Origin of the sequence: Pseudoalteromonas sp. McH1-42 (assembly GCF_022347845.1) — a bacterium.
Taxonomy (GTDB): Bacteria; Pseudomonadota; Gammaproteobacteria; order Enterobacterales; family Alteromonadaceae; genus Pseudoalteromonas; species Pseudoalteromonas rubra_D.
Map to the genome: position 1 here is coordinate 1 of NZ_JAKRFU010000018.1, position 13,302 is coordinate 13,302.

The 13,302-nt window shown below is 48.0% G+C and carries 16 protein-coding genes; 10 read left to right on the forward strand and 6 right to left on the reverse strand.

The features are described 5' to 3' along the window. Nucleotides 1–2: 2 nt before the first annotated feature. The 5 genes from MHN31_RS16010 to MHN31_RS16030 form a co-directional block, all read right to left on the reverse strand. Entirely contained in the window at nt 3–167 is a 165-nt protein-coding gene (locus MHN31_RS16010; protein ID WP_194868977.1) for a hypothetical protein, read from the reverse strand. Between the two features lie 212 nt (nt 168–379). Continuing rightward, the gene (locus tag MHN31_RS16015; protein WP_239444756.1) at nt 380–577 is read right to left on the reverse strand and encodes a hypothetical protein; all 198 of its coding nucleotides are present in this window, start codon (nt 575–577) and stop codon (nt 380–382) included. Nucleotides 578–636: 59 nt separating this feature from the next. After that, a complete protein-coding gene (locus MHN31_RS16020) occupies nt 637–1,821 on the reverse strand; it encodes a VWA domain-containing protein (RefSeq protein ID WP_194867604.1) in 1,185 nt (394 codons plus the stop codon). Nucleotides 1,822–1,823: 2 nt separating this feature from the next. Then, nucleotides 1,824–2,657, reverse strand: coding sequence for a MoxR family ATPase (locus tag MHN31_RS16025; protein WP_239444757.1), 834 nt, complete (start codon nt 2,655–2,657; stop codon nt 1,824–1,826). A gap of 75 nt (nt 2,658–2,732) precedes the next feature. Continuing rightward, nucleotides 2,733–2,957, reverse strand: a complete 225-nt coding sequence (locus tag MHN31_RS16030) for a DUF1653 domain-containing protein (protein ID WP_138538683.1) — start codon at nt 2,955–2,957, stop codon at nt 2,733–2,735. Nucleotides 2,958–3,011: 54 nt separating this feature from the next. Between MHN31_RS16030 and MHN31_RS16035 the strand changes: the two genes are divergently transcribed. The 10 genes from MHN31_RS16035 (at nt 3,012) to rpoS (ending at nt 10,126) form a co-directional block, all read left to right on the forward strand. Further along, a complete protein-coding gene (locus tag MHN31_RS16035) occupies nt 3,012–3,494 on the forward strand; it encodes a DUF2947 domain-containing protein (protein WP_239444758.1) in 483 nt (160 codons plus the stop codon). A gap of 92 nt (nt 3,495–3,586) precedes the next feature. After that, nucleotides 3,587–4,234, forward strand: coding sequence for a hypothetical protein (locus tag MHN31_RS16040; protein WP_239444759.1), 648 nt, complete (start codon nt 3,587–3,589; stop codon nt 4,232–4,234). A 53-nt stretch (nt 4,235–4,287) separates the two neighbouring features. Beyond that, nucleotides 4,288–4,572, forward strand: coding sequence for a cell division protein FtsB (gene ftsB / locus MHN31_RS16045; protein WP_010383879.1), 285 nt, complete (start codon nt 4,288–4,290; stop codon nt 4,570–4,572). Further along, the gene (gene ispD / locus MHN31_RS16050; protein ID WP_125560894.1) at nt 4,565–5,266 is read left to right on the forward strand and encodes a 2-C-methyl-D-erythritol 4-phosphate cytidylyltransferase; all 702 of its coding nucleotides are present in this window, start codon (nt 4,565–4,567) and stop codon (nt 5,264–5,266) included. Before ftsB ends, ispD begins: the two co-directional genes overlap by 8 nt. After that, nucleotides 5,263–5,742 carry a 2-C-methyl-D-erythritol 2,4-cyclodiphosphate synthase gene (gene ispF, locus MHN31_RS16055; RefSeq protein ID WP_125560892.1) on the forward strand — a complete coding sequence of 160 codons (480 nt, stop codon included), beginning with the start codon at nt 5,263–5,265 and terminating at the stop codon, nt 5,740–5,742. The genes ispD and ispF overlap by 4 nt, the downstream gene beginning before the upstream one ends. A gap of 1 nt (nt 5,743) precedes the next feature. Further along, nucleotides 5,744–6,808, forward strand: coding sequence for a tRNA pseudouridine(13) synthase TruD (locus MHN31_RS16060; protein WP_125560890.1), 1,065 nt, complete (start codon nt 5,744–5,746; stop codon nt 6,806–6,808). Continuing rightward, nucleotides 6,789–7,538: a 5'/3'-nucleotidase SurE gene (gene surE, locus MHN31_RS16065; protein WP_125560888.1), complete on the forward strand. Its 750-nt coding sequence runs from the start codon at nt 6,789–6,791 to the stop codon at nt 7,536–7,538. The genes MHN31_RS16060 and surE overlap by 20 nt, the downstream gene beginning before the upstream one ends. Nucleotides 7,539–7,543: 5 nt before the next feature. Next, complete coding sequence (locus tag MHN31_RS16070; RefSeq protein WP_239444760.1) at nt 7,544–8,182, forward strand: protein-L-isoaspartate(D-aspartate) O-methyltransferase; 639 nt, start codon at nt 7,544–7,546, stop codon at nt 8,180–8,182. Between the two features lie 80 nt (nt 8,183–8,262). Then, nucleotides 8,263–9,087 carry a peptidoglycan DD-metalloendopeptidase family protein gene (locus tag MHN31_RS16075; protein ID WP_239444761.1) on the forward strand — a complete coding sequence of 275 codons (825 nt, stop codon included), beginning with the start codon at nt 8,263–8,265 and terminating at the stop codon, nt 9,085–9,087. A gap of 55 nt (nt 9,088–9,142) precedes the next feature. Further along, complete coding sequence (rpoS, locus tag MHN31_RS16080; RefSeq protein ID WP_058797954.1) at nt 9,143–10,126, forward strand: RNA polymerase sigma factor RpoS; 984 nt, start codon at nt 9,143–9,145, stop codon at nt 10,124–10,126. Between the two features lie 781 nt (nt 10,127–10,907). Here the strand turns inward: rpoS and MHN31_RS16085 are convergent. Beyond that, nucleotides 10,908–13,022, reverse strand: coding sequence for a S8 family peptidase (locus MHN31_RS16085; RefSeq protein WP_239444762.1), 2,115 nt, complete (start codon nt 13,020–13,022; stop codon nt 10,908–10,910). Nucleotides 13,023–13,302 lie beyond the last annotated feature (280 nt).

Sequence of the window (13,302 nt, forward strand, 5' to 3'; positions counted from 1 at the left end):
ATCTAGCAGTCTTTGGGGACACTTCCCTGTGGAGGGCTCCTTTTTGCGCTGTGAATAGGTCTGCGTTCTCTACAATAGCTCATTTCACCTTGCGCAAAGTAAATGTACTCGCGTTGCTCGCTGTCATTGTACTTTGCACTTAATTCATCAATGAATATCATCGACATTCGTACCTCCTTGTACATCAAAGCCCGATTCGAAAGAGTCGGGCTTTTTTGCGTTTTGGGTAGTTTAAAAAAGCTGTAGATAGAATAGTATCGCCTATTCATCCATGAAGCTGGGTTGGATCGTAAAACTTGTACTGAACAACCTTTGGACACACTTCCTGGTGGAGGGCTCCTTTTGGCGCTGTGAATAGGTCTGCGTTCTCTACAATAGCTCATTTCACCTTGCGCAAAGGCCGCGCTAAAGCACGACTTTGCACGATAGCTGCGAAGCGGTGCTGCGGGTTTTTTGCTTTGTGCGATTTAAAAAAGTTGTATAACTTCCCGATCATAAAGCCCGCACCACCGTCATCCCACACTTGATGCGGGAACTGCCAACAGGCCACACCGTTAGCATGAGACCTGACAAGCATTATCAGACTCCAAACAAGAAAAGCCCAACTCGAAAGAGGTGGGCTTTTTTGTTTTGTTATTAGCTTAGCTCTTTAATTGCTTCACTGAGTCCATCTAAGGTCAATGGAAACATACGGCCAGCCATCAGTTCATCGATAAGGCCAATTGAATGGTAGTAAGGCCAATGAGTCTTTGGTTGTGGGTTAAGCCAGGCGACTTTATCGAAATGCTGAGTGAGCCTTTGTAACCACACTGAGCCGGCTTCCTGGTTCCAGTGTTCGACACTGCCGCCGGGGTAGGTGATCTCATAGGGACCCATAGTAGCATCACCGACGAAGATCAGCCGATAATCCCGGCCAAAGCGGTTGATAAGCTGATGGGTATCGAGCAAAGTACTATCCAGCCGGTCGTTGTCCTGCCAGACATGTTCGTATACACAGTTATGGAAGTAGAAAAACTCAAGGTGTTTAAACTCGCTGTGTGCGGCGCTGAACAGCTGTTCACAGATCTGAATATGATCATCCATAGATCCGCCGATATCAAACAGCATGATGACGTTAACGGCATTGTGCCGCTCAGGCGCCATTTTCACATCCAGCATACCGCCTTGTTTGGCTGTAGCACGGATAGTTTCATTCAGATCAAGTTGATCGCTGGCGCCACTGCGGGCAAATTTGCGTAATTGTTTGAGTGCCAGCTTGATAGTACGATTACTGATGTCACTGTCTGCATCTAAGTTACGATACTGACGTTTATCCCACACCTTAACGGCACGGCGGTGACGATTGCCGTCCTGCCCAATCCGGACACCTTCCGGGTTATAACCGTATGCTCCAAAGGGGGAAGTACCGCCAGTACCTACCCATTTGTTGCCACCGGCATGACGCTTTTGCTGCTCGGCGAGCCTTTGTTTCAGGGTATCCAGCAGCTTGTCGAGTCCACCGAGCGCCTTAAGCTTGGCTTTTTCTTCTTCACTCAGGTGCTTTTCAAACTCTTTGCGCAGCCAGTCTTGTGGCAGGGCGCTTTGCTGTAACTGGCTGAACAGATCCAATGATTCGACGCCCTCAAAATAATCGGCAAAGGCGCGGTCAAACTTATCGAACTGAGTTTCATCTTTGACAAATATGGTTTTGGCCAGATGATAAAACCCGTCGATGTCGGCGAAGCACACACCTTTATCCAGCGCATTGATACAGTCCAGTAGCTCCCGAAGGCTGGCTTTCACACCATAGCGTCTGAGCGTGAATAAGAAGTCGATCAACATGATCAGCGTTTACCTAAAAAAGCCAGTTTCTCAAGCAAAGTGACGTCTTGCTCATTTTTTAGCAACGCGCCAAACATGGGCATCAATCCGCCTTTGTGGCTGCGATCCTGAAGTGTCTCAGGATCTATGTCTTCTGCCAATAATAGCTTGAGCCAGTCGAGCAGTTCACTGGTACTGGGTTTCTTTTTCAATCCAGCGACACTGCGTAATTCAAAAAACACTTCCAGCGCTTGCTTTACTAAGCGCGGCTTAATAGCAGGGAAGTGTACATCAATGATCGCCTGCATCTCATCTTTATCAGGGAAGTCTATATAGTGGAAGAAGCAACGACGTAAAAATGCATCGGGCAGTTCTTTTTCGTTGTTAGACGTGATGATCACTATAGGACGAACCTGAGCTTTGATCTGCTCACCGGTTTCGTACACGTGAAACTCCATGCGATCTAACTCAAGCAGGAGATCGTTGGGGAACTCAATATCGGCTTTATCGATTTCATCGATCAGCAGCACCGGGCGCTTTGCCTGAGTAAAGGCCTGCCACAGTTTGCCCTTAATGATGTAGTTGCCAATATCGTGCACGCGTGCGTCGCCCAGCTGACTGTCGCGCAGGCGCGATACCGCATCGTATTCATACAGGCCTTGCTGCGCCTTAGTAGTCGATTTGATGTGCCACTGAATGAGCTCTGTATCCAGACTTTTGGCCAGCTCCTCAGCCAGCAGGGTTTTTCCTGTGCCGGGCTCCCCTTTGATCAGCAGTGGCTTTTCCAGGATCACTGCCGCGTTTACCGCTTGTTGTAATGCCGTGCTGGCAATATAAGATTCGGTACCTTTAAACATAAACGTGTTAACTCTGGTCTGATGAGTAATAGAGGTTCAGTGTGCCACAGCCAAGATGGGCAGCGCAAATACACCTCACTGTGCCGGCCCCAGGTAGTTAAAGCGTGGGATTTGTTCGCCCTCGATCTCGACGGTTTCGCTGAACATACTAAGTGGTCGCACCCAATGATCATAGTCGCCGTACAGTGTCTGGTAGACCACCATAGCTTCTTCAGTTTCGCTATGGGTGGCGACAAACAGCACTTGATATTTTGGCCCTTTATAATGCTGGTAAATGCCGGGTTTGAGTTCTTTGTTCACGGTTGTTGCTCCAATTAGGTATAATGTCTGGGTTTTAATAAATAGGTATCAGACATGAATTATATTGCGCTCGATGCGTTCAAGAAAGCCTGGGTGTTTCGTCATCAGGACTTGCCCATTGATGAGGCCGATCTGGCACGGATCAAGCCGATGACTGAGCAACGTGCGGCTGTGTTGTGGACCACTATGGTGAGTCGTGAGCAGGATCACCCTGACTTTTTTACGCCTCATGACTGGCCAGGTAAAGAAGAAAACTGGCACGAAAGTTTGGACTGGGAAGGACCGTGGGAAGCCGGTGAAGCCACCCTGCCTGACATCATTTGTGATTTCCTTAACTGGGAAGACAACACCACAGTGTACTTTTGTATGTCGCGTGAGCTGATCATTGAAACCCAGTTTGATGTGTTTAAACGTACCTGGCAGAATTTTATGTTTTTGGCTGATGGCAGTTTATTAATTGGCAAAAAGCGTGATACCGCGGTGATGTTCAGTGAGTCAGGGGAAGCCAGGCTCGGTAAGCGGCCTAAAACCCCTTAATTGTGCTGATTGCCTGTTGTCGGTTGCTTTCATACGAGTGCGCTATATTTAACCGTGTGGTCGTGATATAACCTCTGTGTAAAGGAGGCATTTTGAACAGTCAAGATCACACGAAGCAACAAAGCACAATATGGCAGGACGAGGCAACCCGGTTGGCGTATGCTGAGCTGGCCAATGTCTTTTATGCGCGTGAAATCCCCAGCCTGTCGGCAGAGCCTGACATTGACCGGCTACAAAGGCGTTTGAACAGCTTGCCTTATTACGTAGAGCGTGCTGCAACACACATTGTGCTCGGCGAGGTGCCGCTTGAGCTTGATAGTCATAACGGCTGCTGGTTGGCTAAACAACGCAAATGCCCAGAGTGGCATGCAGAAGAAGCACAAGCTTATTTTACTGCACAGGCCACCATTGGATTGGTTGTACCTGTGCTGGTTGTGGACCTTGGCATTACCAGTCTGTATTTAGATACACTGGATCAAAAGCGCGACGGGCGATGGCATTGCAACCAGTTTGGCTGGTTTGACTGTTCGGGTAAAGCACTCAGCAACAATGAGCAAACAAATTTGCCAACAACCCGATTTTTACTCAAACCCAATAAAGCGTTAATGACTGCCGCCTGTTGTGGTCACCGCTGGCAATATCATAAAATACTGCCACCCAGAACGCTGGGCTTACGCGAAATGTTACTGGCCAGCAGTGTAAACTGGGCAAACGTGAGAAAAAAACAACAACGCAAGTAGTGCACATTGCCAGGTGCAATGCATGATCCTGTAAAGCAATTAAGGTAGCCCGAATGCGATATTTCCAACTTGCATTGTTATGCCTGTGTGCCTATACCCAATATAACTTGTGGTTTGGGCACAATGGTCTTGAAGACTTCAGGCGTATCAAAACGGCGGTAGACAAACATCAGGCTGCCAATGCCGATCTGGCCAAACGCAATAAATTACTCAGAGCGGATATCGAAGATCTTAAGCTTGGACTTGAAGGGGTTGAGGAGCGAGCGCGCCATGAGCTCGGCATGATCAAACCTAACGAAACCTTTATCCGCGTACTGTCAAAGAAGCACGATGAATAAACCAACTACAATCGCAGCGGTTGTTCCTGCTGCTGGCGTGGGTGCCAGAATGGGACTGAACCACCCCAAGCAATATCTGAAAATTGGCGACAAAACGGTGCTTGAGCACACACTTGGTAAATTGGCTCAAGTACCACAGTTGAATAAACTGTATGTGGCTGTGAGTGAAACGGATGGCTACTTTGATGAATTGGACTTGAGTGGCCTTACTGTCAGCCGGGTAACCGGTGGGCAGGAGCGATCCGACTCGGTGCTCAATGCCTTATTAGCCATGCAAAATTCTCCGCCAGATTGGGTGCTTGTGCATGATGCTGCTCGGCCACTGGTGGAAGTCAGCGATATCTCCAACTTGATTGAGCAGTGCCTGACGCATCAGGAAGGTGGCATTTTGGCGAGTAAGGTCAAAGACACCATTAAACGTGGTACCAGCCACAGCGAAGAGACAGTGCCACGAGCAACATTATGGCAGGCGCTGACACCGCAGTTTTTCCCTTATCATCAATTGCTCAATGCGTTGCAACAGGCGCAGCAAAATAACGCACAGATCACCGATGAGGCCTCGGCCATTGAGCTGGCCGGGCAACCTGTTCGGTTAGTTAGTGGTCGCTCAGATAACATTAAAATTACCACACCAGAAGACTATGCACTGGCCAGTTTTCTGATGTCACAACAAAGCAAAGCGAGGTCATTATGATACGCATAGGTCACGGGTTTGATGTTCATAAGTTCGGTGGTGAAGGCCCGCTAACCATTTGTGGTGAGAAGATCCCCTACACGCAAGGGTTTATCGCACACTCCGACGGTGATGTGGCCATTCATGCTGTGTGTGATGCTTTGCTTGGCGCGCTGGCGCTTGGCGACATTGGTAAACACTTTCCCGATACGGCTGCTGAGTTTGAAGACATCGACAGCCGTATTTTGCTGCGCAGAGTGATGGAGCAGGTCAGCGAACTGGGCTATCAGCTTGGTAATCTGGATGTCACTATCGTCGCACAGGCACCAAAAATGCGCCCACACATTGATGCGATGCGCGCTAACCTAGCGGCAGATTGCCAGGCCGATATTGGCCAGATCAATGTGAAAGCCACCACCACGGAAAAACTGGGCTTTGAAGGGCGTAAAGAAGGGATCTCCAGCCATGCCGTTGTATTACTGACTAAGGTGGCTTAGCGTGAAAACCTGTGTATCCGCGCTCAACTACCTGTACGGGGAGCCGTTAGCGCGTGCTGAGTTTAAGTCTCAGCCTGAAGACTTTATAGTGGATGAAATCCTCGATATTGAATTTACCGGAGAAGGGGAGCATGTTTGTCTGCAGGTGGTCAAAAAAGGGGAGAACACAGCCTTTATTGCCCGCAAGCTGGCCGAATTTGCAGGCGTTGCGCCAAGAGATGTTAGCTATGGCGGACTCAAAGACCGTCACGGTGTATGTACTCAGTGGTTCAGTGTCCCTGTGCCAATCAAACACTCTTTGGATTTCAGTGAGCTGAACAGCGACAGCCTGTTTGTGGTGAAACAAGTGCGCCATAATCGAAAATTGCGCACTGGGTGCCATAAGGGTAATCGTTTTACCATCACGTTACGTAATGTCAGTGAACCGTTAGATTTGTTGTCACGGATAAACGCCGTACGCCAGGGGGTGCCGAACTATTTTGGTGAACAGCGTTTTGGTCATGATGGCTACAACCTGGAAATGGCACAAAGGCTATTTGAGGGAGAGCGGATCCGTGATAAAAAATTACGTGGTTTGGTTATCTCTGCCGCGCGCTCACATATTTTTAATCAGCTGGTTTCAAAACGGGTGGCTGAGCATGGCCTGGCAAAGACCTGGCACCGTGAAGTTTTCATGCTCAGTGGCAGTAATGCGTTTTTTGAAGAAGACATCAGTGATGCGCTAATTGTCCGGCTACTTGAAGCCGATATTGTGTTGTCAGCGCCTTTGCTGGGTAAAGGCGAAAAAGGCTTGACTGCACTTGAAATAGAATGGCTCAAACCCTTTGCCGACTGGTGGCAGGGACTGGGCACTTTGGGACTTAAAAATGAGCGCCGTGCGTTAAAGGTAATCCCACAAAACCTGACGGTGAAAACACTCGACACCACGACCATTCAGCTTAGTTTTGATTTACCGAAAGGGTGTTATGCCACCGCAATACTGCGAGAGCTGGTGCATCATGAGGATGTCAGTCATCGCAATTATGATAAAAAAGGAAGCAACCAAGATGAAGATCCTGCTCAGTAATGATGACGGAGTACATGCAAAAGGAATCGAAGTACTGTACCACGCTTTGTGCGAAATTGCCGAGGTGGTGGTCATTGCGCCAGACCGCAACTGCAGCGGTGCGAGTAACTCTTTGACACTGATGAATCCACTGCGGGCAACCACGCTTGAAAATGGCTTTGTGAGTGTCAATGGGACACCCACAGATTGTGTTCATCTGGGGGTTAATCAGTTGCTCGAAGAAGCACCTGATCTGGTGGTTGCTGGTATCAACAATGGGGCGAATTTGGGTGACGATACGCTTTACTCAGGTACGGTTGCTGCCGCGACAGAAGGTCGCCATTTGGGGTTACCTGCGATTGCTGTGTCTTTGTGTTCAAAGCGCGAAGCGCATTATGAAACCGCCGCAGCTGTTACGGTTAAACTCATTAAAGCGCTGAAAAGTCATCCATTGCCGAAAGATCAGATCATCAATATCAATGTGCCGGATATTCCTCTGTCTGAGCTCAAAGGCATGCAAGTGACTCGCCTGGGCGCACGACACAAAGCTGAAACCATGACCCGGCAGTTGGATCCCTGGAACCGTGACGTGTACTGGTATGGTTCACTGGGCCAGGAGCTGGATGCGGGCGAAGGCACCGACTTTTATGCAATTAAGCAGGGATATGCCGCCATTACCCCACTGAAAGTAGACATGACAGCGCATGAGAGTCTGGACCCTTTATCAAGCTGGATCGCTGAGCAGGAGTAAGCACATTGCTCAAAAACTACAAACGCAGCGCCGAGGCGCTGGTTACTACTCTGAGTCGTAATGGGATAAGTGACCCTGAGGTATTGAATTGTCTGGAGATCACGCCTCGCCACTTATTTGTCGATGCCGTATTGCAGCATAAGTCTTATGAAAATACGGCGTTGCCTATCGGTCAGGGCCAGACCATTTCTCAGCCGCTGGTGGTTGCCAGAATGACAGAGCTGTTGCGCCAGGCCGGGGTGCGCAAAAAAGTGTTGGAGGTTGGCACCGGGTCCGGTTATCAAACCGCGGTGCTGGCCCAGTTGTTTGATGAGGTGTACAGCATTGAACGGATCAAGGCACTGCAATGGCAGGCTAAGCGCCGCTTACATATGCTGGATTTATACAATGTTGCTATGAAGCATGGCGATGGCTGGCAGGGCTGGGCGTCGAAAGGCCCCTATGATGGTATCATTGTCACCGCTGCGGCAGCTCAAGTCCCACAGGCGTTGTTGGAGCAGCTTTCGGAAGGCGGTGTGATGGTGATCCCTGTGGGCGAGCAGTACCAGGTGCTCACTGTGTACCAAAGAAAAGGCCAGCAGTTCATCGAAAACAAACTGGCTGAGGTGCGTTTTGTGCCACTGGTGCCAGGTGCGCTTAGCTAGAAGTCACAAAAAAGGCGAGAAAATCCATACGAGTATGCTAAAGTGGATGGTCGAATTAACAAGCGGAAAGTAATCAAGGCATGAATCGGGCGCGCATCAATACTCTATTGCTATTGTGCTATTTTCTGGCCGCATGTACGACGCCACATTCTCCAGCTCCGGTTGTGAATCTCTCTAAAGGTAAGACCAGTTATAAACAAAAAATTCAAATAAAAAATAATCAATATAAGGTTAAAAAAGGTGATACCTTATTTGCTATTGCTTTTAGTGCAAATAAGGATGTTAGAACTGTTGCCAAAATCAATAAAATTAAGCCTCCCTACACCATTTTCCCCGGTCAACTCATCTTATTAGAATATCCGAAAAAGAAGTATAAAGCGCCTAAAAAGCAGCCAGCAAAAACCGTAAAATTAACCGATAAAAAACAAAAAAATAACATTTCACCGAAAAAAGAGCTTGATCGACCTAAGCAACGAGAGTATGTTCAAAAGCAAGCCAGCGAAAAATCCAGTCATACCAAGCAGTTGTCAAATAATAAGGTACGATGGCGCTGGCCCGCAGTTGGTAAGGTGACCCGACGTTTTTCTGTCAAAGAAAACGGCTATAAGGGAATTCAGATTACAAATAAAAAGGGAACATCTGTTAAGGCTGCGGCAAATGGCGTTGTTGTATACGCAGGGAGTGCATTACGGGGATACGGCAATCTGATCATTCTGAAACACACAGATGATTACCTTAGCGCGTACGCCCACAATTCCAAATTGCTAGTAAGAGAGCAGCAGCAAGTTAAAGCCGGGCAAAAAATTGCCGAAATGGGAGATACAGACGCATCATCTGTTGCGTTGCGGTTTGAGATCCGTTACCGGGGACAAGCCGTAAATCCTAGTAGGTACTTGCCTAAATAATAGCCTATCGACGTAATGATGGAAGACTGTCACTTATTCGCTTGGGGGGATGCTTATGGCTCAAACAGCAAAATTGAATAGTAAAGTAAATCCAGAGTTGGACGAGAAGTTTGAAGATGTCTCAGTAGAGGAGCCCAAATCGGAGCTGCTGGAAGATATTGAGAATGATGAAGACCTTTTCGCCAAGGACGACAGCGTTAAGAATTTAGATGCAACTCAGTTGTATCTGGGAGAGATTGGCTTTTCGCCACTGCTCAGTGCAGAAGAGGAAGTTTACTTCGCACGTAAAGCCTTGAAAGGCTGCGAGGCGTCGCGCAAACGCATGATAGAAAGTAACCTGCGCCTGGTGGTTAAAATTGCGCGCCGTTACAATAATCGGGGCCTGGCACTGCTTGACCTGATTGAAGAAGGAAACTTAGGCCTTATCCGGGCTGTTGAGAAGTTCGATCCGGAGCGTGGTTTCCGCTTTTCTACCTACGCCACCTGGTGGATCCGTCAGACCATTGAACGGGCCATCATGAACCAGACTCGCACCATACGTTTACCTATCCACGTAGTCAAAGAGCTCAATGTGTACCTTCGTACAGCACGTGAGCTGACGCAAAAACTGGACCACGAGCCGACCGCTGAGGAAATCGCAGAGTCACTCGACAGACCGGTTGAAGATGTCAGTAAGATGTTGCGTTTGAACGAGAAAATCACCTCTGTGGATACACCCATTGGCGGTGATAATGACAAGGCTTTGCTGGACATTATTGCAGACGAGCGTGGTTACGAGCCTGAAAGTGAAGTGCAGAACAAAGACATCAATCGTCATATTGTCGACTGGTTAGGTGAATTGAACCCGAAACAAAGAGAAGTGTTAGCACGTCGCTTTGGGTTACTGGGTTACGAGCCGTCGACACTGGAAGATGTAGGACGTGAGATTGGTTTAACACGTGAACGCGTACGTCAAATTCAGGTAGAAGCACTGCGTCGCTTAAAAGACATTTTACAACACGAGGGGCTAAGCACCGACAGCTTGTTTGAACAAATGTAAGCACACTCGCAGCGCAGTTTTTATTGCCTTATTCCTGTGGCGCTGTGGAGCACACATCGTAGAGTCATTCCGTTGTTCGAATGACTCACGCATTTCCAAATTCCTTTGCTTTTTTCTACTTTTATTTTAATAACCCATTGATTATTATGGTTAAGAAGGGCTGCGTATTGATGGTTTTTTGATATCTGTAGTCTGTTGCATAAGCGACTAATTCATACTCAAAAATCTTATCTGGCGCCCCTAACTCATGCTGAATACCATAGCTACAGGTTTCAGTAACGGCACCCTACACACCTGTCTGAGCATCGACTTCATGACCTGGACTGTCACCCTTTACTCGGTACGAACGTCATCCCTTACTCGGTACGAACGTCACCCCGTACTTGCTACGAACGTCACCCTGTACTTGATACGAACGTCATCCTGCACTTGATACGAACGTCATTTCGTACTTGATACGAACGTCATCCCGTACTTGATATGAACGTCATCCCTTGCTCGGTACGAACGTCATCCCTTACTCGGTACGAACGTCATCCCTTACTCGGTACGAACGTCATTCCATACTTGCTACGCACGTCATCCTGTACTTGATACGGGACCCACTAACAGGCAATACAGCTGCTGGTCTTGCACGTCAACCTCATCCCCCACACTGTCACTCGGTAGGGCAATCATCAACATACCAGAGTAAACAGCTCAGAATTCTCCAATCACAGGGCATAAAAAAAGGGCTAAACCCTAAGGTTTAGCCCTCATTATAAAGCCTGGGGAATGTTGCTTATTGAGCCTGTGCGTTCAATGTAACGCCAGAGAAGGTTCTGTAAGCGTTAAGACCGAAGTACCAGGTACCCGCTTGTGGGTTAGTGAAAGTACAGGTCTCTGCATTACCACCTTTATAAGGACGGCAGTCATAGCTAGAGCTGGTAGGTGCACTACCTTGCTTAACGAACAGGTCAGCGTCGCCTGTACCACCAGAGATGGTTACAGTTAGGCTGCTCATGCCCGCAGGTACGTCTAGTGACTTCTGAACCCAGCCACCTGTGCTTGCAGACAAGTTAGACTCAGTCAAAGAAACCGGACCAGTAGAGCCACCTGCTGTTTCAGCTTTCAGGCTAACACCGCTGTATGCAGAGTAACCGCGCATCATTACGTGGTAAGTACCAGTAGATGGGTTATCAATTGTACATACTTCGTTGTTACCACCTTCGTATGGACGACAGTCGTAAGTTGTTTGAGTCGGCTTAGCGTTTGCACGTACGTACAAGTCAGCATCACCGGTACCGCCACTCATAGTGAAGGTAACTTTGCTTACACCACTGGTGACGTCAAAAGTGTAGAATGTTTCGCTGCTTGCGCCGCCAGACAGGCCAGTTTTAGCTACGCCGTCTTCCAGCTCGTTGCCACCAGTACCATTGTCGTTGCCAAGTGCTGCATCTACCGCCGCTGACGCATCGATGATACCAGTACCACAGCTAGTACAGGTTGCAGGGAAGCTGCGAGTTGTGCTTTTAAGGATGCTTTCAACTTCATCCGGCGTTGCAGATGGTTTAGCTTGTTTGATAAGCGCCGCTACACCCGCTACGTGAGGTGCCGCCATTGAGGTACCTTGTGAATACGCATAGCTGTCGCTTGAAGGCGTGTTGCTACCTGAGTTGTAAGTAGACAGAACACCTTCTGGATCATTAGCAAAGCTTTGTGCGCCACCTGGTGCTGCAACATCAATGTTTGAACCGTAGTTTGAGTAGTAAGCGCGACCACCGTTACGACCAACAGACGCAACATTGATAACTCCAGAACAGTTACCTGGGTTGTAGTTTGCAGAGTTGTCGTTGTCGTTACCTGCTGCAATAACAATTGTGGTGCCGTTTGCACGCGCTGTATTGATTGCATTTTGAGTGGTAGAGCTACATGAACCGCTGCCACCTAAACTCATGTTAATTACGTCAGCAGGGTTAGCGTTTGCAGGTACGCCAGATACTGAACCACCTGATGCCCAGATGATAGCGTCAGCGATATCTGAAGTCAGACCACCACATTTACCAAGTACACGAACTGGTACGACTTTCGCGTCGTAAGCAACACCGGCAATACCTTCACCATTGTTAGATACCGCAGCCACAGTACCTGCTACGTGTGTTCCGTGCCAGCTTGAATCACGTGCACTGTGCGTATAACCACATTCGTTACGTGTAACCGCATCACCCGGGTCACGTGCATCGCTATCACGACCGCCACCATCGTTAGCAACAGACACATCTGAGATCATGTCATAACCTTGTAGCAGGTTAGCGCTTAGATCCGCGTGCGGACGGTAACCTGTATCCAGTACAGCAACAACTACGCCGCTACCAGTTGCTTTGTCCCAAGCGGCAGGTGCGTTGATACCACCGTTTGCTTCAAAGTAGTGCCACTGATCAGAGTAACGTGGATCGTTAGGCGTTGCGAAAGGCTGTAGCATTTGGTCAATTTCGATGTATTCGATGTTGCCAGTTGCTGCCATTTCCTGCATCAGGCTTTGTGCTTCAGCTGCAGTTAGTTTCTTGTCAACACGCATTACGTGGTGGTTGCTCAATGCCATTTTACGAACGTACTTGGTTTGTAGTGAAGATTTTTTCTTACTTTTGAAGTTCTTCACGAAACTTTGAGCGCGCGAGTTCATCATTGCTGGTGACATATCTGCACCGGCAATAGACATAAGCTGGCTGCTGTTATCTTTATATTTGATGATGAACTGAGTACCGGCTGTGTTCTGGCTTTCCATCTTCTGGCTCAACTGCGCCATGCTAACGCTGTTGTTGAGTGCTTCAAAGTTGTTTGCCATTGCATTAGTCGCGGCAAACATGCCAGTCATTGCCAGCGCAACTGCGCCGATTTTTTGGTTACGTGTTGTCATTCTTAGAATTCCCTAGTTTCTTACTTGTTGTTGTTGTTCTGTTTGCGTGTGCAAGCAGATGGTTATCGAAGGTAAAGAAGTGGTTAAAGTATTTAAAGTGCTGTTTTGTTATTTACACTATTGTTTTTGTTATAAGTGGATGGCTAGATAGTTCGTTTATTGCAATAGTTCATTGTTTTTATTGCATAATTATTCTTTGTTACAGGATGAGGTATGATTTAGTTAGTATTGTAAATGATTGTAAATGGTTAATATTTTATTACTAGTTGTGATAAAATTA